The organism is Microbacterium sp. IEGM 1404 (genome assembly GCF_030056775.1).
Lineage (GTDB): Bacteria > Actinomycetota > Actinomycetes > Actinomycetales > Microbacteriaceae > Microbacterium.
Map to the genome: position 1 here is coordinate 168665 of NZ_JASHKP010000004.1, position 22547 is coordinate 191211.

At 67.5% G+C, this 22547-nt stretch carries 13 protein-coding genes; 4 read left to right on the forward strand and 9 right to left on the reverse strand.

Annotated elements, in window-relative coordinates:
* Window positions 1-6: 6 nt before the first annotated feature.
* The 5 genes from QM517_RS15235 to QM517_RS15255 form a co-directional block, all read right to left on the reverse strand.
* A complete protein-coding gene (locus QM517_RS15235) occupies window positions 7-2259 on the reverse strand; it encodes a hypothetical protein (protein ID WP_283288595.1) in 2253 nt (750 codons plus the stop codon).
* 4 nt (window positions 2260-2263) lie between these two features.
* The gene (locus QM517_RS15240) at window positions 2264-4588 is read right to left on the reverse strand and encodes a hypothetical protein (RefSeq protein WP_283288597.1); all 2325 of its coding nucleotides are present in this window, start codon (window positions 4586-4588) and stop codon (window positions 2264-2266) included.
* Entirely contained in the window at window positions 4581-4934 is a 354-nt protein-coding gene (locus tag QM517_RS15245; RefSeq protein ID WP_283288600.1) for a DUF5663 domain-containing protein, read from the reverse strand. The genes QM517_RS15240 and QM517_RS15245 overlap by 8 nt, the downstream gene beginning before the upstream one ends.
* A 139-nt stretch (window positions 4935-5073) precedes the next feature.
* Window positions 5074-6516, reverse strand: coding sequence for an argininosuccinate synthase (argG, locus tag QM517_RS15250; RefSeq protein ID WP_283288603.1), 1443 nt, complete (start codon window positions 6514-6516; stop codon window positions 5074-5076).
* Between the two features lie 10 nt (window positions 6517-6526).
* Window positions 6527-7255 (reverse strand): Pr6Pr family membrane protein, encoded by a 729-nt coding sequence (locus QM517_RS15255; RefSeq protein WP_283288605.1) that lies wholly within the window; start codon window positions 7253-7255, stop codon window positions 6527-6529.
* A 119-nt stretch (window positions 7256-7374) separates the two neighbouring features.
* On the opposite strand from QM517_RS15255, the gene QM517_RS15260 reads away from it, so the two are divergent.
* The gene (locus tag QM517_RS15260) at window positions 7375-8661 is read left to right on the forward strand and encodes an adenylosuccinate synthase (protein ID WP_283288607.1); all 1287 of its coding nucleotides are present in this window, start codon (window positions 7375-7377) and stop codon (window positions 8659-8661) included.
* A 1-nt stretch (window position 8662) separates the two neighbouring features.
* Window positions 8663-9862, forward strand: a complete 1200-nt coding sequence (locus QM517_RS15265; protein WP_283288609.1) for a lactonase family protein — start codon at window positions 8663-8665, stop codon at window positions 9860-9862.
* A 47-nt stretch (window positions 9863-9909) separates the two neighbouring features.
* Here QM517_RS15265 and QM517_RS15270 read toward each other — a convergent pair whose 3' ends face one another.
* From QM517_RS15270 to QM517_RS15285, 4 genes are read right to left on the reverse strand one after another with little or no spacing between them, the layout of a single operon-like run.
* Window positions 9910-11862, reverse strand: coding sequence for a glycoside hydrolase family 127 protein (locus QM517_RS15270; RefSeq protein ID WP_283288611.1), 1953 nt, complete (start codon window positions 11860-11862; stop codon window positions 9910-9912).
* A 2-nt stretch (window positions 11863-11864) separates the two neighbouring features.
* Window positions 11865-12773, reverse strand: coding sequence for a carbohydrate ABC transporter permease (locus QM517_RS15275; RefSeq protein ID WP_283288612.1), 909 nt, complete (start codon window positions 12771-12773; stop codon window positions 11865-11867).
* A gap of 1 nt (window position 12774) precedes the next feature.
* A complete protein-coding gene (locus QM517_RS15280; RefSeq protein WP_283288614.1) occupies window positions 12775-13683 on the reverse strand; it encodes a carbohydrate ABC transporter permease in 909 nt (302 codons plus the stop codon).
* A gap of 58 nt (window positions 13684-13741) precedes the next feature.
* Window positions 13742-15037: an ABC transporter substrate-binding protein gene (locus tag QM517_RS15285; protein ID WP_283288616.1), complete on the reverse strand. Its 1296-nt coding sequence runs from the start codon at window positions 15035-15037 to the stop codon at window positions 13742-13744.
* Window positions 15038-15198: 161 nt separating this feature from the next.
* On the opposite strand from QM517_RS15285, the gene QM517_RS15290 reads away from it, so the two are divergent.
* Both QM517_RS15290 and QM517_RS15295 read left to right on the forward strand, forming a co-directional pair.
* Window positions 15199-16221, forward strand: coding sequence for a LacI family DNA-binding transcriptional regulator (locus QM517_RS15290; protein WP_077050996.1), 1023 nt, complete (start codon window positions 15199-15201; stop codon window positions 16219-16221).
* Window positions 16222-16335: 114 nt separating this feature from the next.
* Window positions 16336-22536 carry an OmpL47-type beta-barrel domain-containing protein gene (locus QM517_RS15295; RefSeq protein WP_283288619.1) on the forward strand — a complete coding sequence of 2067 codons (6201 nt, stop codon included), beginning with the start codon at window positions 16336-16338 and terminating at the stop codon, window positions 22534-22536.
* The last annotated feature ends 11 nt before the right edge of the window (window positions 22537-22547 follow it).

The following is a 22547-nucleotide window of genomic DNA, read 5'->3' on the forward strand; positions in this document are numbered from 1 at the left end:
TGACAGTCATGAGCTGATCAGGCCCCAAGCATCAATGCGAGCAGCTTCCGAAAACTGTCGGATCTGTCGGCTGTCCCAGCGGACTCCCGCAGGGGCGCAGTGGAGCACTGAATTTCGGAGCAACGCCGCAAAATCGGTCGCATCAAGCGTCCGACGAACAATCTCAACTTCCTCAGAAACTCGAGTCGAGAAGTGAATTGGATCGTCAGAGCTCACAGTCACAACTGCGCCGGCGCTGATCCAACGCATCAAGGGGTGGTGGCGTGGACGGGGAATTCCGGCAAGAGTGAGGTTGGATGTCGGGCATGCCTCAATGACGACGCCATCTTCGATTATCCATCGGAGAACCTCGTTGCCAACCCCCTCGCAAACACTGTCATTGATACGTGAGTATGCGCTTGCGAGGTCGTCCGGAAGGAAGCCGTCAAGTACCTCGAAGCCGGCCGCTGGGCCGCGATAGAGCATCAGCGCGAGCGCTAAGCGTCGTCCCGACATATTGAGGGCTAGGTCTGCGGGCATTGTTGCCGCCGGAAACGCGTCTAGGGTGGCCCGAAATGACTCTGCGATCGTAGAGAAGCGCCGCCGATCGCGCCATGCGCCCGCGAAGTCTTCGAACGTGACCCCCCGCTCCTTCATCCCAAGCCAGCCGATGAGCCGCTCAGAGAAGTCCAGGACCTCTGACGAAGCAAGTCCGACAGAACTCAGCCAACACAGATCATCCATCACGCTTCGCGCATCATAGCGAGGCTGCGATGGACCGGTAATGAGGTCCGCGCATAAAGGATCTAACGACAATGCATGCCCGATGTGATCGACCACGCGGTTCGGGCGGACTAGCTCGCCGACACTGCGTATTCCCTGCAGTGGCCATGCAAAGTGCTCGCCAGCGTGACAGTTTATCCGGAATGGTGAGGGAAGGCGGTCTGACAGCATCTGTAGTGCCGGGATGAACGCCCAGTTTGGCTGGTGGAGCTCATTTCCGACCACATCCACCCCAGAGATCAAGGGGAGTAGCCCTGGCCATCTCTCCAGCAATCCCGCAAGAGCCTCGGCAAAACCCTGATGCCGATCCAAAGGATGAATCAGCTGCAGTAGACCGTCGTCCCGCAGCGTTGTCGCCGGTTTTCGCCTGAAAGTGACGGGCATTGAGGCGCCACGTGACTGAACCTCGAAGACGCCGCTGTTGTCGAAGGCGAGGATATGTTCCTTTAGGTCCTGCAGGATCTCCGTCTCAAACGAGTGGCCATCTGTTGGGTCGATAGTCTTTCGAAACTCAGCCGCAACAACGTTGTCGGTGAATACGTCACGGACAGATCGGGAAAGGGTCCGTGCCCGCTGTTCGCCAGACGCCAGCTTTCGAAACTCACTGACACGGGAGAACCGAGATACGAACGCGCTCAAACCTTCACCGTGATCTGAGCGCAAGAACCCGTGTATGAGAAATATTGCGTGTATCAAACCAATTTCGAGGCTTGAGTTCGCTTTGTGGGAAAAGAGGTCAGCAAGGACCTTGGCAACCTCCTTCTTAGCATCCAGGTCGATCAGTTCGGGAACCGGCCCGAGGCTTGCAAGCTCATCCCACGCGAGTGCTCTTCCTGGAACTTCCAGAGGCGCCTCGAAGGATTCGGCCATCGAGCGAACCTGGGGCCAGTAATTTCCTTCTCCGATGGCGGTGGCGACGCTTTCTGCGACCGGTGAAGGGGAAGCGTTGACTACCGACAGTCGGTGTTGAATCGCGCGGATGGTGGCCACAAATATGACGCCAAGAGAGTACTTCCTCCCGACGGTGTCGTAGGCGCTCACCGCGCGGAGTTTCCTTGGAAATTCTCCGCGTGCGGCGATCCCGAGCTCGATAAGAGCCTCTAGAGAAAGTGTTGCACCTGAGTGCATATGGGAGTCCGCAAATTCTTCGGTCGTTGTTGTTTCACGCTTCGCAGGTGGGTTTGCAGACAGAATGGTAGGAAACACGTGCCCCGTCGTCGTCGGATCGGAGTGAACCGCCACCCGAAGCACTTCAATTAAGCTGAAGTTGGCACTTCTGAGGACGGCATGGACGGCGCTACCGAGTTCGGGGTCATGCGCCATGTATCCCCCGAGACGCTTGAGTTCGCGGGAAAGTTCCCGCGCCGCTCTCTCCGGGTCCAGTTCCTTGCCGTTCCAGAACAAGCGGTGCGCTACCAATTCTGGAAGCGGCGCGCCAAGAGTCGTGAACCTGCTGAATGAGTAGGCGCTCAGAAATGCCGCTGCATCGGCCGTCAACAGATCACGTTTCTCTTAGGCGATCGACGGTACTGAGCAGTAGCTCAAACTCGAAGTCGCCAGCGGCGTTTGGAGCGGCAGAAGACCAGCGGCTGAGCCCGGGCTCCGCGTGGGTCACGACACCACTCGCTAGGGAGCGCCCAAGTTTTGCCTTTCGTTTCAGAGTCTGGTATCGCTCCCGGTGGTGTGAAACTGCATCCGAAAGCTCAGCGTCTATAAGTTGGAGTACAGGTGTATATCCGAAGAACCAGCTTCCTGCTGCAGTGGCGCGATTTGAGTCTGAGACGCCCCGATCAATACGGCCCCTGAAAGATTCGCGCAACTCGCTCTGCGCTGCATCGGACATCTCGCCCTGAGAGTTGCGCGTCGCCGCAGCGAACCACCGGCCGACCAAGTCTTCGGTCGACTCTTCCGGCAGGAGGAGTTCGTGGAGCGCAAACGGCAGACACTCTTCGTACCATCGACAGAATGCGCGATCAGGTGAGTAATTCCGGTAGAAATCTCCTGCGCTAGTGAGGCTGTCACTGATCGCAATGTATCGCTCGGTGACTGCGGCGAACTCGTCGTGGAGATCACCTGCCCGTGTGCTAGCCAAATCGCCGTCAAGCCAGACGTTGGACACCGCGTGTATGTATGCGGCGACAATACTGGGCGGCTGTGTACCGCCAGGCAAGCTCAAGCCTCGGGCGATAGCATTCCAAGCTGTCCTCGAGCGTTCGAAGTGGACGGCGCCGCGCGTGATTGGCATGGCGAAGAAGCGATCATCGGTCGGCTCTCCCAATAGCCGTACTGCCTGCAACCCCCAGTAGTCGAACGGTTGCAATGAACCGGGCGCCGTGGGGCGCGAGCCTTCGAATGCCTCAAGTTGAAATATGCTATCCAGCATGAGCAGTGCTGATGTCGGCATGGGATCGATTCGCCGCCGCATTGCTGGCTCGTTGTCTTCCTGATCGCCGTACTCGAGCAGGGGTTCCAAAAACATCCGAAAGTCTATCCGGACTGCTGGGGCCGTAATCCTCGGTCTCCGCCGGACGTTCGGATCCGTGTACAGCTCAACCCTTGGCCAGCGGGCTGTTGCCTCGAACCGAACCCTGTCTGACTCATACCGGGTCTCAGACACGTCCAGGTTCACTAAGTCGTACTGGGGGGAAGGTCCGCCGATAGTTTCGGTGAGTCGCTTCAGCCAGGTTCCAGCGGTCGGACTCTGATCGTTCAATGCATTGGCGAGTTGGCGCAACACAGACCACAAGGTCTCCAGCCTGCGAGGCGTCTCCGGGAGCCACGCAGCACCATGGATGTTCGATCTAGAGCGAGTTTCCGCGGCTGAATTGATCCAGTCCATCAAGCCCCGAGACGAGCTCCCGCCAGCGTCCAGTCGATGCGTTACCTCAGCCAGAAGATCATTGAGGGACTTCGCTTCGCCTACCGGCTTGAAATGCGTACGTAGGTGCGACGCGATGACTGTCGGCTCGACGGTCAACGCAGGTCGCACGGTCTTCTCTATCTGCTGCTGTGCCAGATTCGAGATAGCTGACCGGTTCGCCGAGCCGCCCGACGCCCGGGAGAGGTCCGCCTCAACGTTACGTTGAAGGTCGGCGCGGTTGAAAGTGATGATTGGGATTAGCCCACCAACGGATGACAACTGGCGGAGCTCAGATAGCACCTCGGCCGCACGCCCCGGGATGAGGTCTATATCGTCGATCGGGAGGACGATAGGAGCGAAGTTAGCGCCCCCCATGTCACTTCGAATTGTCTTAACGAGTTCGCGTAAGGATGGGATCAGCTCGTCGCGGGACTGAATAACTCCCATAACATCCAGTGCATACTGAGACAGCGATTCGGACCGGCTTGCGAGGCTGTCGCCCAGAGCAACAGTGGCTAGAGCGGCGGCCCGGAGTGTTCTATGTAGCGCGAGTTGCACGTCCGAGCGCTTGTTCGGCTCGTCCCCCACTTGACCGCCAGTCGGGCCAGAGAACAAGTCGGAGAGTCCCGCCACAATCACGGTAGTCAGGGAGTCGGTTGCGCGGAAGTGCTCGGGCCGGATGATGGGAAGAACGAGGGCCCTGTCCTCGGCGAGTAGCCGAGCGCACGCCGCCGCCAGAAGGGTTGTTTTCCCCGAGCCTCGAGAACCCACGATTGAGATGAGTTCGTCACCTTCGAGTGCGGAGCTTCTTCGGAATCTCTCGACCTTGGGATTGATATCTCTCGGTTGCTGCAAAGTTGCAGACACGGTTGTAATGAGATCGATGATCGCTTCGACGTTGTCCGAAACGTCCGTGGGGATGAGTTCAGGGGCGCAGATGACTCGCTCGGCGGCGTGACTAGACATCTGTTTGTGTACCCTCCGGTGCCAACATGGCTATTTCGTCGGCACGGATGGCGCGCGCGGCGCGAACTCTTCGCAGCACGGTCTCCATTTCAGCTCTGACCACATCGCGATAGTTCTTGCGATTTGTTTCCATCCACTGCAGTGTCGCCGCCTCATCGTTCGAGTCCACTAGCTCTTCGAACTTGCGAAGTTGTGCGTCCGAGAGGTCTTTGGTCAGTTCGCGTCCGACTCGCAACTCAAGTGCGTCGTAGATAGCTTCTAACGCCAACTTGGCCTGTTCCGCGTTCAGATGCTCGTAGCCCGCATCGATCAAGAACTGATCGTCCAGTACTATCCGTTCCCCCATGGGGTGATAGTACTGGTGGACAGAGGCTCGCGTACACAACCGCCCAGTATTGCGACCGTCTGTGTTGCTCGCTTCTATGAGGTCGCGACATTGCCGAGAGCCCGCCGACGGTGTGCACAGACCGCGGCGGGACCGATGGTCAGTCGGTGCCGGAGTCGAACGCGGCGGACTCGCCGGCCGCGTCGGTCGCGTCGGCCAGGCGCTCGTCGGCGGCGTCGCGGGGCGTCGCGGGCTCGATGATCTCGCGGGCGCCACCTGCGGCGACGTCGCCGACGAGCTCGCCGGTCGGACCGCCGATGAGGCCCTGCGCCGCGTACTGCTCGAGGCGCGCGCGCGAGTCGGCGATGTCGAGGTTGCGCATCGTGAGCTGGCCGATGCGGTCGACGGGACCGAACGCGGCGTCGCCGACGCGCTCCATCGACAGCTTCTCGGGCGAGTACGACATGCCGGATGCCACGGTGTCGAGGATCGTGTAGTCCTCTCCGCGGCGCAGGCGCACGGTGACCGAACCGGTGATGGTCGAGCCGACCCACTTCTGGATCGACTCGCGCAGCATGAGCGACTGCGGCTCGAGCCAGCGGCCCTCGTACATGAGGCGACCGAGGCGGCGGCCCTGCTCGTGGTAGGTCGCGAGGGTGTCCTCGTTCAGGATGCTGTTGACGAGGCGCTCGTAGGTGAGGAAGAGCAGCGCCATGCCAGGGGCCTCGTAGATGCCGCGCGACTTGGCCTCGATGATGCGGTTCTCGATCTGGTCGCTCATGCCGAGACCGTGGCGGCCGCCGATGGTGTTCGCCTCGCGCACGAGCTCGACGGGGTCGGCGAAGCGCGTGCCGTTGATCGCGACGGGGCGACCGGCCTCGAACTGGACGGTGACGTCTTCGGTCTCGATCTCGACCGCGGGATCCCAGAACCGGACGCCCATGATCGGCTCGACGATCTCGAGCGACACGTCGAGGTGCTCGAGGGTCTTGGCCTCGTGCGTCGCGCCCCAGATGTTGGCATCCGTCGAGTACGCCTTCTCGGCGGAGTCGCGGTAGGGGAAGTCGTGGGCGACGAGCCACTCGCTCATCTCTTTGCGGCCGCCGAGCTCGGTGACGAAGTCGGCGTCGAGCCACGGCTTGTAGATGCGGAGCGCCGGGTTGGCGAGCAGGCCGTAGCGGTAGAACCGCTCGATGTCGTTGCCCTTGTAGGTGGAGCCGTCGCCCCAGATGTCGACGCCGTCCTCCTTCATCGCGCGGACGAGGAGCGTGCCGGTGACGGCGCGGCCGAGCGGCGTGGTGTTGAAGTACGTGCGTCCGCCCGAGCGGATGTGGAACGCGCCGCACGCGAGGGCGACGAAGCCCTCCTCGACGAGCGCGGTCTTGCAGTCGACGAGGCGCGAGATCTCGGCACCGTACTGCGTGGCACGGCCCGGGATGGAGGCGATGTCGTCTTCGTCGTACTGACCGAGGTCGCCGGTGTACGTGCAGGGCACGGCGCCCTTGTCGCGCATCCACGCGACGGCCACCGAGGTGTCGAGACCACCCGAGAAGGCGATGCCGACGCGCTCGCCGACGGGAAGGGACTGCAGGACCTTGGACATGCCCTCGATTCTATTCGGGACGGATGCCGCGGCCCGAAACGTCGGCGGTGGCGACCGCCGACCCCCGTACCCGCCCGATCGCGACGGCCCCGATCGCGACGACCACGATCGTCACGGCGATGCCGATGATGTAGCCGACGACGCTGCCCCAGCTGCTCTCGTACGGATTCAGGAAGGGGTAGGGGTACCAGTAGGCCGCACCGGTGCTCGGATTGGTGATGAAGTTCGCACGCAGCAGCGTGTAGACGATCCACACGATCGGGAAGATCGCCGCGCCGAGGGCCGCTTTCCAGGGGAGACGCCGGCGGCACGGCCCGAAGAACAGGTCGAGCAGGAGGAACAGCGGACCCCACACGTGCATGATCTCGTTCGACCAGCCCACCGTTTCGGGCTGGAGCGGGAGACCGCGCAGGAGCAGGTTGTAGACGACGCCGGTGATGACCATGTAGGTCGAGACCCAAGCGAGGGCGGCCGCGAGGGCGAGCGGATCCGGCTCGAGGCGTCGGCCCCGCGAGAGGAACCGGACGCCCGCCCAGGTCAGGACGACGACGCTGGCGGTGTTGGAGAGAATCGTGAAGAAGCTGAAGAAGTTCGTCACGGTGGTGAGCACGTCGCGGCCGCCGTCGACGGCGCCGGCGACGGTGGAGACGAACTGGGCGATGATCGCGGCGGCGATGAGCGCCGCCATCGCGAGGCGGAGAGCCGTCCAGACGGTGGCCCAGGTGGGGGAGCGGAGCATGCGCCCAGGGTAATGACGCCGCGGCGCCGCCGCGTGGGCTTGTGGACAACCCCGGAAGGGTGTGTCGGGACCGCTCGATAGGATGGGGTGTACCGCCGGATAACACGCGAGGAGCGCACATGCCCGGAATCGTGATCGTCGGCGTCCAGTGGGGCGACGAAGGCAAGGGCAAGGCCACCGACTTGCTCGGTGAGCGCACCGACTGGGTGGTGAAGTTCAACGGCGGCAACAACGCCGGGCACACCGTCGTCATCGGAGACGAGAAGTACGCCCTGCACCTGCTGCCCAGCGGCATCCTGTCTCCCGGGGTGACCCCCGTCATCGGCAACGGCGTGGTCATCGACCTCGAGGTGCTCTTCTACGAGCTCGAGGCGCTCAACGCCCGCGGTCTCGACACGAGCCGTCTGCGCATCAGCGCCAACGCGCACATCATCACGCAGTACCACCGCACGCTCGACAAGGTCACCGAGCGCTTCCTCGGCAAGCGCATGATCGGCACGACCGGTCGAGGCATCGGCCCCGCGTACGCCGACAAGATCAACCGCGTCGGCATCCGCGTGCAGGATCTGTTCGACGAGAACATCCTGCGGCAGAAGGTCGAGGGAGCCCTCGACCAGAAGAACCACCTGCTGGTGAAGATTTTCAACCGCCGTGCGATCACCGCCGACGAGGTCGTCGAAGACCTCCTCTCGTACGCCGAGCGCGTGCGCCCGATGGTCAGCGACACCTCGCTGCTGCTGAACGATGCCCTGGATGCCGGTGACGTCGTCGTCTTCGAGGGCGGCCAGGCCACCATGCTCGACGTCGACCACGGCACCTACCCGTTCGTCACCTCGTCGTCCGCGACGGCCGGTGGCGCCTCGACCGGCTCGGGCGTCGGCCCGAACCGGCTGGACCGCATCGTCGGCATCGTCAAGGCGTACACGACCCGCGTCGGATCCGGTCCTTTCCCGACCGAGCTGTTCGACGAGAGCGGCGACTGGCTGCGCTCGCGCGGCTTCGAGTTCGGCACCACGACGGGCCGTCCCCGTCGCGTCGGCTGGTACGACGCCCCGATCACGCGGTACGCCACGCGCATCAACGGCATCACCGACCTCGTCCTCACCAAGCTCGACATCCTCGGCGGTCTCGAGCAGATCCCCGTGTGCGTCGCCTACGACGTCGACGGGGAGCGGTACGACGACCTGCCGGTGAACCAGACCGACTTCCACCACGCGAAGCCGATCCTCGAGTACCTGCCCGGGTGGAGCGAAGACATCTCGACCGCGCGCACGTTCGACGAGCTGCCGCAGACGGCGCAGGACTACGTGCTCGCGCTCGAGGCGATGAGCGGGACGCGCATCTCGGTCATCGGCGTCGGTCCGGCACGCGACCAGGTCATCGTCCGCCACGACCTGATCGACTGACGTGCGGTTCTGGGTCGGCGCGTACGCCCCCGACGCGGGGTCTGCCGAGGGCATCGGCATCCTGCAGGCCGGTGACGTCGACTCGGTCTGGGCCTCCGGCCCTCTCGGTATGGTCGGCACCGCCGTCGCCGCGCCGGGTTCGCCGTCGTGGGTCGCGCCGCACCCGCAGCTGGACGTCCTGTACGCGGCGCTCGAGGCCGAGGGCACGGTGCAGGCGTACCGCCGCACCGGCGAAACGAGTCTGGCACCGCTGGGGGCCCCGGTGCACGCCGGGGCTGCCGTCTGTCACGTCGCGGTAGCCCCCGACGGATCGTTCCTCGTGGCGAGTTGCTGGGGCGACGGTCGCGTCGTCCGCATCGCCCTGGATGCCACGGGCCGCGCCTCATCCCCCGTGATCGCCGCCGCGGCAAACGACCCGTACGGCTCCACCGTCGACCCGTTCGTCGTCGAGACCGGGGCGGCCGTCTCGGGCGCCGCCGTGCCCGACCTCGCTGCCGCGGCGCGCGCCCTGCGCGAGGCGGCGGGCGCGGAGTTCGGGCACCTCGTTCCCGAGTACGACGCCGTGCCCGAGACGGACGCCGAGTCGGAGGAGGCGGCCGCGGGTGCGCGCGTCTCCCGCGCGCACGAGACGATCGTCCTTCCGCGCGGACTCCTGGCCACCACCGACATGGGTCTCGACCTCGTGCGGTTCTGGCGTTCGAGCGGGGCCGGTCTGCGTCTCGTCCAGGAGGTGGTGCTGCCGAAGGGCAGCGGGCCGCGCCACGGGGTCTGGCATCCCTCCGGTCACCTGTACGTCGTGACCGAGCTCAGCCGCGAGGTGTTCGTCCTGACCCCGGATGCCGAGGGGCGCTGGCGCGTCCTGTCGGGCGAGCCGCTGCTCGGCACGCTCGACGGCGACACCGCCGCCGAGCTCTGCACCAGCCGCGACGGCACCACGCTCTACGCCGGAGTGCGCGGCAGCGACACGATCGGCGTGCTCGCCGTGCGCGGCGCGGGCGAGGCGCTGCAGCTCACCGCGCTCGCCGAGGCCGGCACGCATTGGCCGCGGCATCACGTCGTCGTGAACGACACGCTGCTCGTGGCCGGTCAGCTCGCCGACGAGATCGTGTCGCTCCCGCTCGACGCTCGCACGGGCGTCCCGGGCCGGGTGCGCCACCGCACGGCGTCCCCCTCGCCGACGCGCCTGCTCCCCCTGCGCTGAACGAACGACATCGGCGCCCCACCGTGAGGTGAGGCGCCGAGTCGGCTTCAGGAGGTGGGGATCCACACCCGCATCGTCGAGGGTCCGCGATTGCCCCAGTCGTGGTACGCCACGAGGGGAACGGCATCCGCGTCGGCGACCTCGGGTGCCGTCGACTCCCGATACGGCCACCGGTCGCTCGGGACGACGCGGTGACCGACGCGGACCCACACCCGTCCGTCGCGTTCGAACGGCGCGGGGTCGCCGACGAGGCACACATCGCCCACGTCGTCGACGCCCGACACGTCGGTCGATTCCAGCGCCAGCACCTCGGGTCCGCGTTCGACGGCGACGCAGCCGCGCACTGCGTCGATGCGGGGGTCGGGCGTGACCACGCGCGGCGCCATGGGCAGCTCGAGCTCGACGACGTCGCCGGCGCGGAATTCGCGACGCACCCGGGCGACCCCCGGCGCCACCGCGTGCGTGTCGACCAGTTCCCCGCCCGAGCGGATGGCCATGTGCGCGCCCTCCGCCCACTGCGGCACGCGCAGCGACAACGTCCACTCGCCCGCGGCGTCGTCGTTCACCGTGACGCGGATGGTGCCGTCCGCGGGGTACACGGTCTCGACGTCGAGCGACACGGGGCGGCCGTCGTCGAGCACGGTCCGGATCTGCGCCGGGGCGTACTGGTGGAGCTGGATGCCATCGGCATCCGCCGTGGCGATGTAGGCGTCGAGGCTCGCGAGGGTGCGTGCGACGTTCGGCGGGCAGCAGGACACCTCGAACCACGGCGCCCGCAGCGACGACGACGCGCGCGGGGAGGTGCCGTCCGGGTCGGCGACCACGCCGGGGACCCGCTGGTGCAGGGTGTTGGCGTAGAAGAAGCTGCGCCCGTCCGCCGAGGGCGAGGTCGCCACCACGTTGTACAGGGTGCGCTCGATGAGGTCGGCGTACGACGCGTCGCCGTCGTTGAGCAGCAGCCGCCAGGAGAACATCACCGAGGCGATGCCGGCGCAGGTCTCGGAGTAGGCGCGGTCCGGAGGCAGTTCCCAGTCGACCCCGAACGCTTCGTCCTGGTGGTGCGAGCCCTGACCGCCCGTGATGTACGTCCGGCGACCGCGCGTGCGGTCCCACTGGCGGCGGAGGGAGGTGAGCAGCGCCTCGTCGGCGGTGTCGACCGCCACGTCCACGGCACCCGCGGCGAGGTAGTTGGCGCGGACCGCGTGGCCGCTGAGAGCCTCAGCGTCGCGCACCGGGACGTCGTCCTGGAAGTAGGTGCGGCCCCACTCGATGTCGCGGAGCGTCTCGTGGCCGCGGCGCGAGACGAAGAGCGCCGCCTGGTGCCCGTAGCGCGGCTCCCCGGTCACGCGAGCGAGCTCGGCCAGGGCCGTCTCGATCTCGGGGTGACCGCAGAAGGCCGGGATGCCGTCGGGTCCGAACACGTCGCACACGAGGTCGGCGGCGCGGCGGGCGATGGTCAGCAGCCCGTCGTCGGCCCCCGGCCGCGTCCGCTCGCGCGCCACGGCCGCCTGGAAGAGGTGCCCGAGGCAGTACAGCTCGTGGCCCCATTCGAGGTCGGACCAGCGGGGCTGCTGCCCGGGGCGGCCGAACTCGGTGTTCAGGTAGCCGTCGGGCTCCTGAGCGGCGGCGACGCGGGCGACCACGTCTCGGAAGGTGCGCTCGAGGTCGGCGTCGTCGCTGCGGCCGATCTCCCATGCGGCGGCTTCGAGGAACTTGTAGACCTCGGAGTCGGAGAACTCCCGGCCGTGGCGGCCGGCGGGGAGCCGGCCCGCGGCCGCGAGGTCGAAGTTGGGCAGCCAGCCCTCGGATTCCAGGCGTCCGAGGATGTGGCTGAGCGTGTGGGCGGCGTTCACGCGCTGCCGGTCGCCCCAGAACCCGCCCGTGATCCGGACCTCGCCGAGGCCGAGCGGGCGCAGTGCCGAGCGCGGCGGGACGACGGGGGCGATCACGATTCCGGGGGAGGCGACGTCGAGCGGACGGGAGGGGAGGGTGGTGGACATGGTCATCCCTTGAAGGCGCCGGACATGAAGCCGCGCACGTAGTGACGTTGGAGGATCAGGAACAGGACGATGCACGGCAGCGCCAGGACGACGACTCCGGCTTCGGTGACGCCGTAGTCGATGACGCCCATGGTCTGGCCGCGGAGGTTCGCGACGGCCAGGGGCAGCGTGATCTTGGACTGGTCGTTGATGAGGATCAGGGGGGCGATGAAGTCGTTCCACGCGGTGAGGAAGGCGAACAGACCCACGGTGATGAGCCCGGGCTTGACCGCGGGGAGCAGCACGCGGCGCAGGGCCGAGAAGCTCGTGCAGCCGTCGACGAGGGCCGCTTCATCGAGTTCGCGCGGGACGGACTCGAACGAGATGCGCATCATGAACATCGAGAACGGCAGCTGGAACATCGTCAGGACCAACGCGACGCCCACGAGCGAGTTCTGGAGCCCCACCGCGTTCAGGATCACGTAGAGCGGGATGAGCAGCGTGGCGTAGGGGACCATCAGGATCGCCAGCACCAGCAGGAACAGCATGTTCTTGCCCGGGAACGAGAAGCGCGCGAACGCGTAGCCGCCGAAGAACGACACGATGAGCGTCAGGGCGACGGTCAACAGCGACACGAACAGCGAGTTGCCCAGGTACACCCAGATCCCCGACTGGAAACTTGCCAGCTTGGTGTAGTTGGCGAACCCCCACCCGTCGACCTGGCTGGTCCCCGCCTGCGGGCTGACGGATGCCACGCCCGTCCACACCAGCGGGTACAGGAAGATGATCGCCAGCGCGCCGGTGAAGATCTTCGAGGGGAGTCCCCAGAGCACGGGTCCCTGGGAGCGACGGCGACGGCCCGTGGATCCCGGTGCGACGATCGCTCGCGTGCTCAGGGTCGCGGGGCGGGCGGGAGTGTCGGTCAGGGCCATGTCAGGCCTCCTCGGTGCGGCGGAACGCGCGCAGCTGCACGACGTTGATGACGACGAGCGCGACCAGGATGATCACCGACAGCGCGGCGGCGATGCCGAGGCTGTTCTGACCCTGGAAGGCGATGTTGTAGATGAGCTGGACCACCGTCATGGTGCTGTTGTCGGGTCCGCCCTTGGTGAGGATGTAGAACTGGTCGAACGCCAGGAGCGAGCCGGTCACGCACATCACGGTCGTCAGCGCGAACGTGGGCCGCAGCAGCGGCACGGTGATGTCGCGGAAGATCTGCCAGCGGCTCCCGCCGTCGATGCGGGCGGCTTCGTAGATGTCCTCCGGGATGCCCTGGAGACCCACGAGCAGCAGCAGCATGTAGAAGCCGGCGAAGCGCCAGACGATGAGGAACACCGTCGACCACAACGCGCCCTCCGGGGAGCCGAGGAACGTGATCCCCCACGACTGCATGAGGCCCGCGAAGGGTCCGGCGATGGGGGAGTAGAGCACGTAGAAGAGGAGGGATGCCGAGGCCAGGCCCAGCGCGCTCGGCAGGAGGAACGCGGTGCGGAGGAATCCCTTCCAGGCGGTGGACTCCTGGACGAGGAGCGCGAGCCCCAGGCCCAGGCCGATCAGGAGCACCGTCGTGATCACGGTGTACAGCACCGTGAACCGCACCGAATCCCAGAAGAGGCGGTGGTTCACGGCATCCGCGAAGTTCTCGGGGAAGTTCGGGCCCATGTTCCCGCGCAGGAGGGGCCACTCGGACCCGGACATCTGCAGGACCAGGAGCAGGGGGATGACGAAGAGGGCGACCACGAACAGTGCCGTCGGGGCGGCGTAGAGCCAGCCCTGGACGGGGCCGCCGAGCGCGGAGCGCGCGTACCGGCGGGGGCGCCGGGTCGAGAGGGAGAGAGCCACGGTGTTCCTTCCGAGGGGTGCGGGGGTGCCGACGTGTCCGCCGGCACCCCCGCGAGGATTACTGCGACAGGACCGCGGTGATCTCGTCGTTGTCCGCGTCGACGGTGTCGCCGTCGCCGAGGACCGCGTTGCGCACGAGCGTCAGCCACGGGCTGCCGGGGGCGTTGAACGCCTGCTGGAAGTTCAGCGCGACGGGCGTCTTGCCCTTGCCGGCGACCTCGTTGATCGCGACCTGGCGGGGGTCCTTCGCGGAGTACTCGTTGTCGGCGAGGTCGGAGCGCGCCACGGTGCTGCCGCCCTTGGCGAGAACGCCCACCTGCGCGTCCTCGGAGGTCAGCCACGACAGGAAGTTCCAGGCCTGGGCCGACTGCTTCGAGTCCTTCGAGATGCCGATGCCGTCACCACCGACGAAGGTGGACTCGCCGCCGTCGACGCCCGGGATGCCCGCGACGCCGGCGTCGAAGGTCAGGCCCGGCAGCAGGGTGGCGGGGAAGGGCATGATGCCGACGTTGCCCTCCTGGAAGCCGGCGACCCAGGTGGCGCCGGTCTCGTCGGTCGAGCCGGGGGCGACGGCGCCCGACGCCTGGAGGTCCTTCCACGTGGAGTAGACGTCCTTGGCCGCGCTGTTGTTCAGCAGCGACTCGGTGCCGTCGGCGTTGAGCACGTCCTCGCCCGAGGCCCAGATCGAGGGGAACCAGGTGAACAGGAGGCAGCCCCCGCAGTTCAGGCCCGTCGAGGTGCCGGAGACGCCGGGCTTGTTCAGCGCCTGCACGGCCTTGGCGGTCTTGGCGAAGTCGGCGAGGGTCGCGGGGGCCTTCTCGGGGTCGAGTCCGGCCTCCTTCACGAGGTCCTTGTTCCACATCATGACCGACAGGTCGAGCACGAACGGCAGGACGTACTGCTTGCCGTCGAGGGTGCCGGCATCCAGGTGGCCCTTGTTGAGGGTGTCCTTGTAGGAGAGGCCGTCGATCTGCGAGGTGACGTCCTGGAAGAGGCCCTGCTGCACCCAGTTCGGCACGTAGACGATGTCGGCGGCGAAGAGGTCGGGCAGTCCGCCGGAGCCGGCGGCGGCGCCGACCTTGGCGACGTAGTCGTCGTTGGGAACGACGGTCAGCTCGACCTGGTTCTTGTGGCTGGAGTTGTAGGCCTCCACCAGTTCCTTCGCCTGCTTCTCCAGCGGCGCGCGCGTCCACAGCGTCAGGCTGGTGCCGTCGTCGGTGCCCTCCGCCGGGATGTCAGCGGGGGCGGTGGTGGTGCTGCTGCTGCCACAGGCGGTGAGCGACCCCACCAGCACGCCTGCCGCGAGCGCGGCGGTCAGCGTCCGCAGTGCGGTCCGGCTCCGGGAATGCATCATCGGTACTCCTCTTGCTCTTCATCGAGTAAGCGCTGCGGCGGGCGCCGCTGTCGCACATGTGATCGGGACGGGCTCGAAAACTCGAAACCCATTTCGGGACACTATCCACCTGAGGCACTATGGTCAACACATCTCGATAAGGTTTTCGGAAGGAGGCGCCGGTGAGTGGCAATGGAGCGAATCGTGCGGTGACGCTCGGCGACGTGGCCAAGCGGGCGCAGGTCTCCATCGCGACGGCGTCGAAGGCGCTGAACGGGCGCGAGGATGTCGCCGACGCGACGCGCCGTCGTGTGCTGCTCGCGGCCGACGAGCTCTCCTTCACCCCGAACGCGATGGCGCGGGGTCTGGTGGCGGGCCGGACGGGCACCGTGGGCCTGCTCACGAGCGACCTCGAGGGCCGCTTCGTGCTGCCGATCCTCATGGGCGCCGAAGACGCGTTCGGGGCGGGGCAGGTCAACGTCTTCCTCTGCGACGCCCGCGGGGATGCCATCCGCGAGCAGCACCACCTGCGGGCGCTGCTCAGCCGGCGGGTCGACGGCATCATCGTGGTCGGCCGGCAGACCGACCCGCGGCCGTCGCTGGGACCGGACATCCCCGTTCCCGTGGTCTACGCCTACTCTCCCTCCGACGATCCGCGCGACCTCTCGCTCGTACCCGACAACCGCGCCGGCGGGCGTCTCGCCGTCGAGCACCTGATCTCGTGCGGCCGCACGCGCATCGCCCACGTGTCGGGCGACCCGACCTACGCCGCGGCCAAAGACCGTCTCGCCGGAGCCCGCGAGGGGCTCGCGGCGGCGGGGCTGGAGCTGGTGGGCGAGCCGATGTTCTCGGAGTGGTCCGAGAACTGGGGGCGCGACGCGGCCGCGATGCTGCTGGCCCGGCATCCCGACATCGACGGGATCTTCGCGGGGTCGGATCAGATCGCGCGCGGCGTGCTGGAGACCGTGCGCGAGCTCGGCCGCACGGTGCCCGACGATCTCGCGGTGGTCGGCTACGACAACTGGGAGATCCTCGCGACGAACTCGCGTCCGGCGCTGACGACGGTGGATGCCAACCTCCAACGCCTCGGCCGGCTCGCGGCGCAACGGGTCTTCGAGGCGATCGACGGCGCGCGCCTGGATTCGGGGACGACCGAGCTCCCGGTGCGTCTGATCATCCGCGGATCGACGATCGCGCGCCGCTGACTTTTCGCTCCCTTCGAAATCTTCGAAAAGGATTGAGAAAACGTAAGCGTTTCCTTAGCGTTTCATCCCGCATGTCCCTCTCGGCGAAGAGAGAGACCGAGAGGATGAGACATCGTGGACTCCCCACATCGCTCGAGCCGTCGCACCTGCCGCGCGGCCATCGGCACGATCGCCTCCGCGGCCATCGTCGCCACCCTGGTCGCCGCAGCCCCCGCGCAGGCCGCCAACGCCGACATCGGCTACCCCACGTTCTCGGGTAGCCCGACCCCCGTCCCGGCCACGGGCGTGACCTACACCCCCGGCAACCAGCTCCAGAAGATCTTCGACGCCGATGTCGCGGCCGGCGCGGGCACGAGTGTCGACAAGGACTTCTGGATGGACCGCATGCTCGCCCGCACGGGCGACGCGGGCAGCTTCGGCGACAACAACCAGTGGCTCTTCACCCGCGGACGCGCGGCGTTCATGAAGGAGCACAACCCCGCAGCCCTCGGGTTCGGCGGCCAGCTGGCGTACTGGGAGGCCATCGACGGCCGCTCCGGCTACACGATCACCGCCCGGGTCGGCGGCGCCGACGTCACCCTGACCGAGGACGTCGCGCAGCGGAAGCAGACGCCGAGCTACTGGCGGAGCGTCCACCGCGGCGGCGGCATCGAGGTCGTCCAGACGAAGTTCATCACCGATGCCAACGTGCTCGTGACCGACCTCGAGGTGCGCTCCACGGGTGGGGCGGTCGACGTCGAGCTCGTGGCATCCTCGCCCTACGCCACCACCGCCGAGGGCGACGAACTCGTCGGCCACGTCACGGCGCTGAACGACCTGACGAAGCTGTCTCCCCGCTTCTCCGGCGACGGCTTCTCGCCCGCGGGCGCGACCCTGGCGCGCACCCTGTCGATCCCCGCCGGCGGCAGCGCGACGACCAAGGTGCAGCTGGGGCTGATCACCGACGAGATCGCCGAGTCGCGGACCGACTACGACGCCACGCGGACGCAGTCGCCGGCCGAGGCGTACACGACCCACGTGACCGTCTACAACCGGTGGTGGGCCGAGAACGTGCCGTACCTGGACACCCCCGAGGACAACATCGACAAGACGTTGTTCTACCGCTGGTGGCTCATGCGGTTCAACTTCCTCGACGCCGACATGCCCGGCAACACCTACCAGTTCCCGGTCGCCATGGAGGGCGTCCTCGGGTACAACAACTCGATCGTGCTGACCACCGGCATGTTCATCGACGACCTGAAGTACTTCCGCGACCCGATCTACTCGTACGGGCCCTGGGTCTCGACGGGCGAGACGAGCAAGAGCTACAAGTTCGTCGACAACCCCGGCGACCCCGCGAACTGGTCGAACAGCTACACCCAGTACATCTCCGAGGCGGCGTGGCGCTCGTACGAGCTGCACGGTGGCCCGACCGCGATCGCGGGGAACCTGGCGAAGTACGCCGAGGACGACGTCAAGGGTCTGCAGGACGCGTACGACTTCAACAAGAACGGCCTCATCGAGTACAACTGGGGCGCGATGACCGGCAACGATGCGGATGCCGTGTCCTTCCATTGGAAGGGCGGATACCAGGATCGCGCCGAGAACGCCTACCTCTACTCCAACGCCCTCGCCTCGGCCGAGGCCTACCGGACGGCCGGCAACACCGCCAAGGCCGACGAGATGGAGGCGTTCGCGCAGAACATCAAGACCCAGGTCATGAAGGTGCTCTGGAACCCCGACACCAAGCTCCTCGAGCACGCGATGGCCGGCAACGGCGAGCACGTGCCCTGGAAGGAGATCAACAACTACTACCCGTTCTCGGTCGGCCTCGTGCCCAAACCCGGCGACCCCGACTACAAGGACGACTACGTCGAGGCGCTGCGGCTCTTCGCCGACGACAAGCAGTACCCGATCTTCCCCTTCTACACCGCGAACCAGGCCGACCAGGCGGCCTACAACGCCACCGGCGGCCAGGGCAGCAACAACTTCTCGGTCATCAACTCGACCGTGACCTTCCGGATGCTGTCGAAGGTGCTGCGCGACTACCCCACCGACGCGATCAACGCGGAGTGGTACAAGAAGCTCCTGTACTGGAACGCGTGGGCGCACTACCAGAACGGCGGTGACAACCGTCTGCCCGACCAGAACGAGTTCTGGGCCAACGGCTCGGCGGACCCGCAGAAGATCGACTACCGCTCCTGGATCCACCACACGATCCTCGGCGCGACGAACTTCACCATGATCGAGGACGCGATGGGTGTGCGCACCCGTGACGACGCCAAGATCGAGCTCGACCCGATCGACATCGGTTGGGACCACTTCACCGCGAACAACATCCGCTACCGCGACCGCGACCTGACGGTCACGTGGGACGCGCCCGGCGGCACGCGGTACTACGGCGACGACGTGCCCGAGGGGTACTCCGTCTTCCTCGACGGCACGCTCGCCTTCACCGTCGACAAGCTCTCGCACGTCGTCTACGACCCTGCGTCGGGGACGGTCGAGGTCGTCAAGGGCGACGCGAAGGTCACCACGGCCACGGCATCGTCGGTGAAGGCCCCGCAGGACGTGCGCTTCGCCGATGACGCCCGCGTCGTCGACCTGTTCGCCAAGGCGGGTGCGGACGTCCGCACCGCCAGCACGGGCAGCGCGAACCTCGCGAGCTCGGCCACCGCGACCTTCTCCGCTTCCGGCCGTGCGCCCTCGGGGGCCGTGGACGGGACGACGATCAACGAGCCCTTCTGGGGCACCGCGGGCTCGCCCAACGCGAAGGACTCCCTCACCGTCGAACTCGGCGGCGAGAAGACCTTCGACGACATCCGCCCGTACTTCTACGACAGCTCCTCGTCGGCGACCGCGCCGGGATACGCCGAGCCGTCGGTCTACACCCTCGAGGTGCGTCGCGGTGGGCAGTGGTCGGTGATCCCGCAGCAGGCCCGCACGCCGGCGTATCCGCGCGCGAACTACAACCACGTGCAGTTCCCGGAGGTGACCGGTGACGCCGTGCGTTTGACGGTGACCCACGCCAGCGGATTCAAGACGGGCGTCAAGGAGCTGCAGGTGTTCCGCACGGGCGTGGCCGCTCCGGCATCCACGAACGAAGCTCCGCTGGTGACGGCGTGGCAGAACCTCCAGGCATCGGTCGGAGGCGCGGCGGCCTTGGTCGGCACGGTCAAGGACGACGGACTGCCCTCGGGGACGGTGTCGTCGGCCTGGAGCGTGGTGAGCGCGCCCGAGGGGGCGACGGTGCTCTTCGACGACGCCGCGGCCGCCTCCACCACCGCGCGTTTCTCCGACAAGGGCCAGTACGTGCTGCGCCTGACCGCCGATGACGGGGAGAAGACGTCGCAGACCGACGTGACCGTCCAGGGCGAGCCGGTCACCGCGGGGACGAACGTCGCGCCCGAGGCGACCCCGACCGCCGAGTACACGGCGGGATGGAACAACGTCAAGGCCGTCAACGACGGCAAGGTGTTCTTCACCGGCGGCAGCCAGAGCGACATCTGGGGCACCTGGTCGGGCAATCACCCGGCGACCCGCTGGCTGGAGTACGAGTGGAGCGCGCCGCAGCGCATCGCCGGAGCCGAGATCGGCTTCTGGCGCGACCAGGACGACGCGAACTCCGCCAACGGCGTCAACGTGCCGAAGGGATGGAAGGCGCAGTACTGGACCGGTTCGGACTGGGCCGACGTCGCCGACGCCTCGGAGTACACCGTGAAGCGCGACGAGACGAACTCCGTCACGTTCGACGCGGTCACGACGACGAAGTTCCGCGTCGTGCTGCAGGCGGCCGGGAACGGACCGTACGCGGCGGTCGCCGTCAGCGAGCTGAAGGTGTTCGCCGACGCCCCCACCTCGATCGAGCCGATCGACGTGCGCACGTCCATCGGCACGAAGCCGGTGCTGCCCGCGACGGTGGATGCCACCTTCTCCGACGGCAGCCACGCCGACCTCCCCGTGACGTGGGCCGCGGTCAGCGACGCGCAGGTCGCCGGTGAGGGCAGCTTCCCCGTGTCGGGCATCGTCCCCGGCTCGCCGGTGTCGGCCAAGGCCACGGTCTGGGTCCGCGCGACGGCTCCGGGACAGATCAACCAGGTGGATGCCGTGACCAGCCGCACCCAGCCGGGTGTCGCGCCGGTGCTGCCCAAGGCGGTGGGCGTGCTGTTCAACGACGGCTCGCGCCAGGACCTGCCGGTGACGTGGGACGCGGTCGCCGCGGACTCCTACGCCGCCCCCGGGCAGTTCACGGTCGCCGGGACGGTCCAGAGCGACCTGCCCGGTACCAAGGCCGCGTCGGCCGCGGTGACCGTCGGCGAGGGCGGCGACGACACGAAGGCGCCCACGGTGGCGTTCCAGGTGTCGCCCGCGGCCCCCGGCTCGGGCTGGTACACGCAGGCGGTCGCCGTCGACGTGACGGCGCGCGACGACCAGGACGCCTCTCCGCGCATCGAGGTGCGCGTGGATGCCGGAGCGTGGGCCGCCTACACCGGCACCGTCTCGGTGACCGGCGACGGATCCCACGTGGTGCAGGCGCGGGCGACGGACGCGGCGGGCAACACCTCGCCGGTGGCCGAGCAGACCGTGCGCATCGACACCACGGCCCCGGCCGTCGAGGTCACCGCCGACGCGGTCTCGCGCACGGTCAAGGCGTCGGCGACGGATGCCGGGTCGGGCGTCGCGTCGATCGAGTACCGCCTGGGCGACTCGGGTGACTGGATGGCACTGACGGGCTCCGTGCTCGTCGGACTCGACGAGACCAAGGTGCAGGTGCGTTCCACCGACAAGGCCGGCAACGTCTCGCCGGTCGTCGAGCGCACGGTGCCGAAGGCCGACGGCTCGCAGAAGCGCAACGTCGCTCTGCTCGCCACGCCCACGGCATCCGGAACCGCCGGATGGAACAAGGTCACCGGCCTCAACGACAACGTCCAGCCCACGTCGTCGGGCGATGTCACGCCCAACGACAACGCGAACGTCTGGGGCATCTGGCCCCAGGTGACCGACCAGTGGGTGCAGTACGACTGGACCGAGCCCGTGACCATCGGCGAGCTGGGCGTCTACTTCGTGTCGAACATCGACGCGCAGGGGCTCGGCATCGACGTCCCGGCGGAATGGGAGGCCGAGTACTGGGATGCCACGACGAGCGCGTGGGTGCCGGTGAAGAACGCGGGGGCCTACGGCACCGCGAAAGACACGTACAACACGGTGTCGTTCGACCCGGTGACCACGACGAAGCTCCGCCTCACGCTCGACCCGGTCGGGACCGAGCAGGGCAAGGGCAGCGTGGGCATCAAGGAATGGCAGGTGTGGGAGCAGCCGGAGACCCCGGTCCCCGACACCCAGGCGCCCGTCGTCACCACCACGGTCGACCCGGCCGCTCCCGCGAGCGGCTGGCACACCGGCACGGTGACGGTCTCGGCCTCCGCCATCGACGACCGTGACGACGCTCCCGTCGTCGAGGTGCGGGTCGGCGACGGCGCGTGGTCGGCCTACACCGCGCCCGTCGAGGTCGCGACCGACGGGACGACCACCGTGTCGTTCCGGGCGAAGGATGCCGCCGGCAACACCTCCGAGCCCGTGGGCGTCGAGGTGAAGCGGGATGCCACGCAGCCGACCGCGGACGCGGGGTGGAACGCCGCATCGCGCACGGTGACCCCCACCGGCGCGGATGCCGGCTCGGGCGTGGCTGTCGTCGAGTACCAGCTGGGCGAGGGGGCGTGGACCGCCGCAGCGGGTCCGATCGCCGTCGGCGACGCCGCCACCACGGTGCGCGTGCGGGTGACCGACGTCGCCGGCAACGTCTCCGACGTCGCCGAGGTCGCGGTGCCCGTCAAGACGACCGACCCCGGCACCGACCCCGGCACCAACCCCGGTGGTGGTGGCGGCACCGATCCGGGATCGGAGCCGACGGGGTCGCTCACCGGCAACGAGGTCGTCCGGATCGGCGTCGCCCAGGTGGCACCGGGCGGGCAGTTGCCGGTCTCGGTCAGCGGCGCGGCTCCGGGAACGGTGTTCGCGGTGGAGTTCCGCTCCACCCCGGCGCGCCTGGGCACCCTGACGGTCGGCGCCGACGGCACCGCCGGCGGAGTGTTCACGGTTCCGGCCTACGCCGAGGCGGGGGTCCACACGGTGGCGCTGATCGTGCCCGGCGGTGAGCTCACCGCGCAGGTGACGGTGGTCGCCCCCGGGGCGACGTCGTCGCAGACGCCGCCGCTGGCCGTCACGGGACAGGATGCCGCGTCGACCCAGGTCGCGATCGGCATCGGCGTGAGCGTGCTGCTGCTCGGGCTGATCGTCCTGGCGATCGCCCGCTTCCGTCGGCGCCGCTCGGCCTGACATTCCGGGGC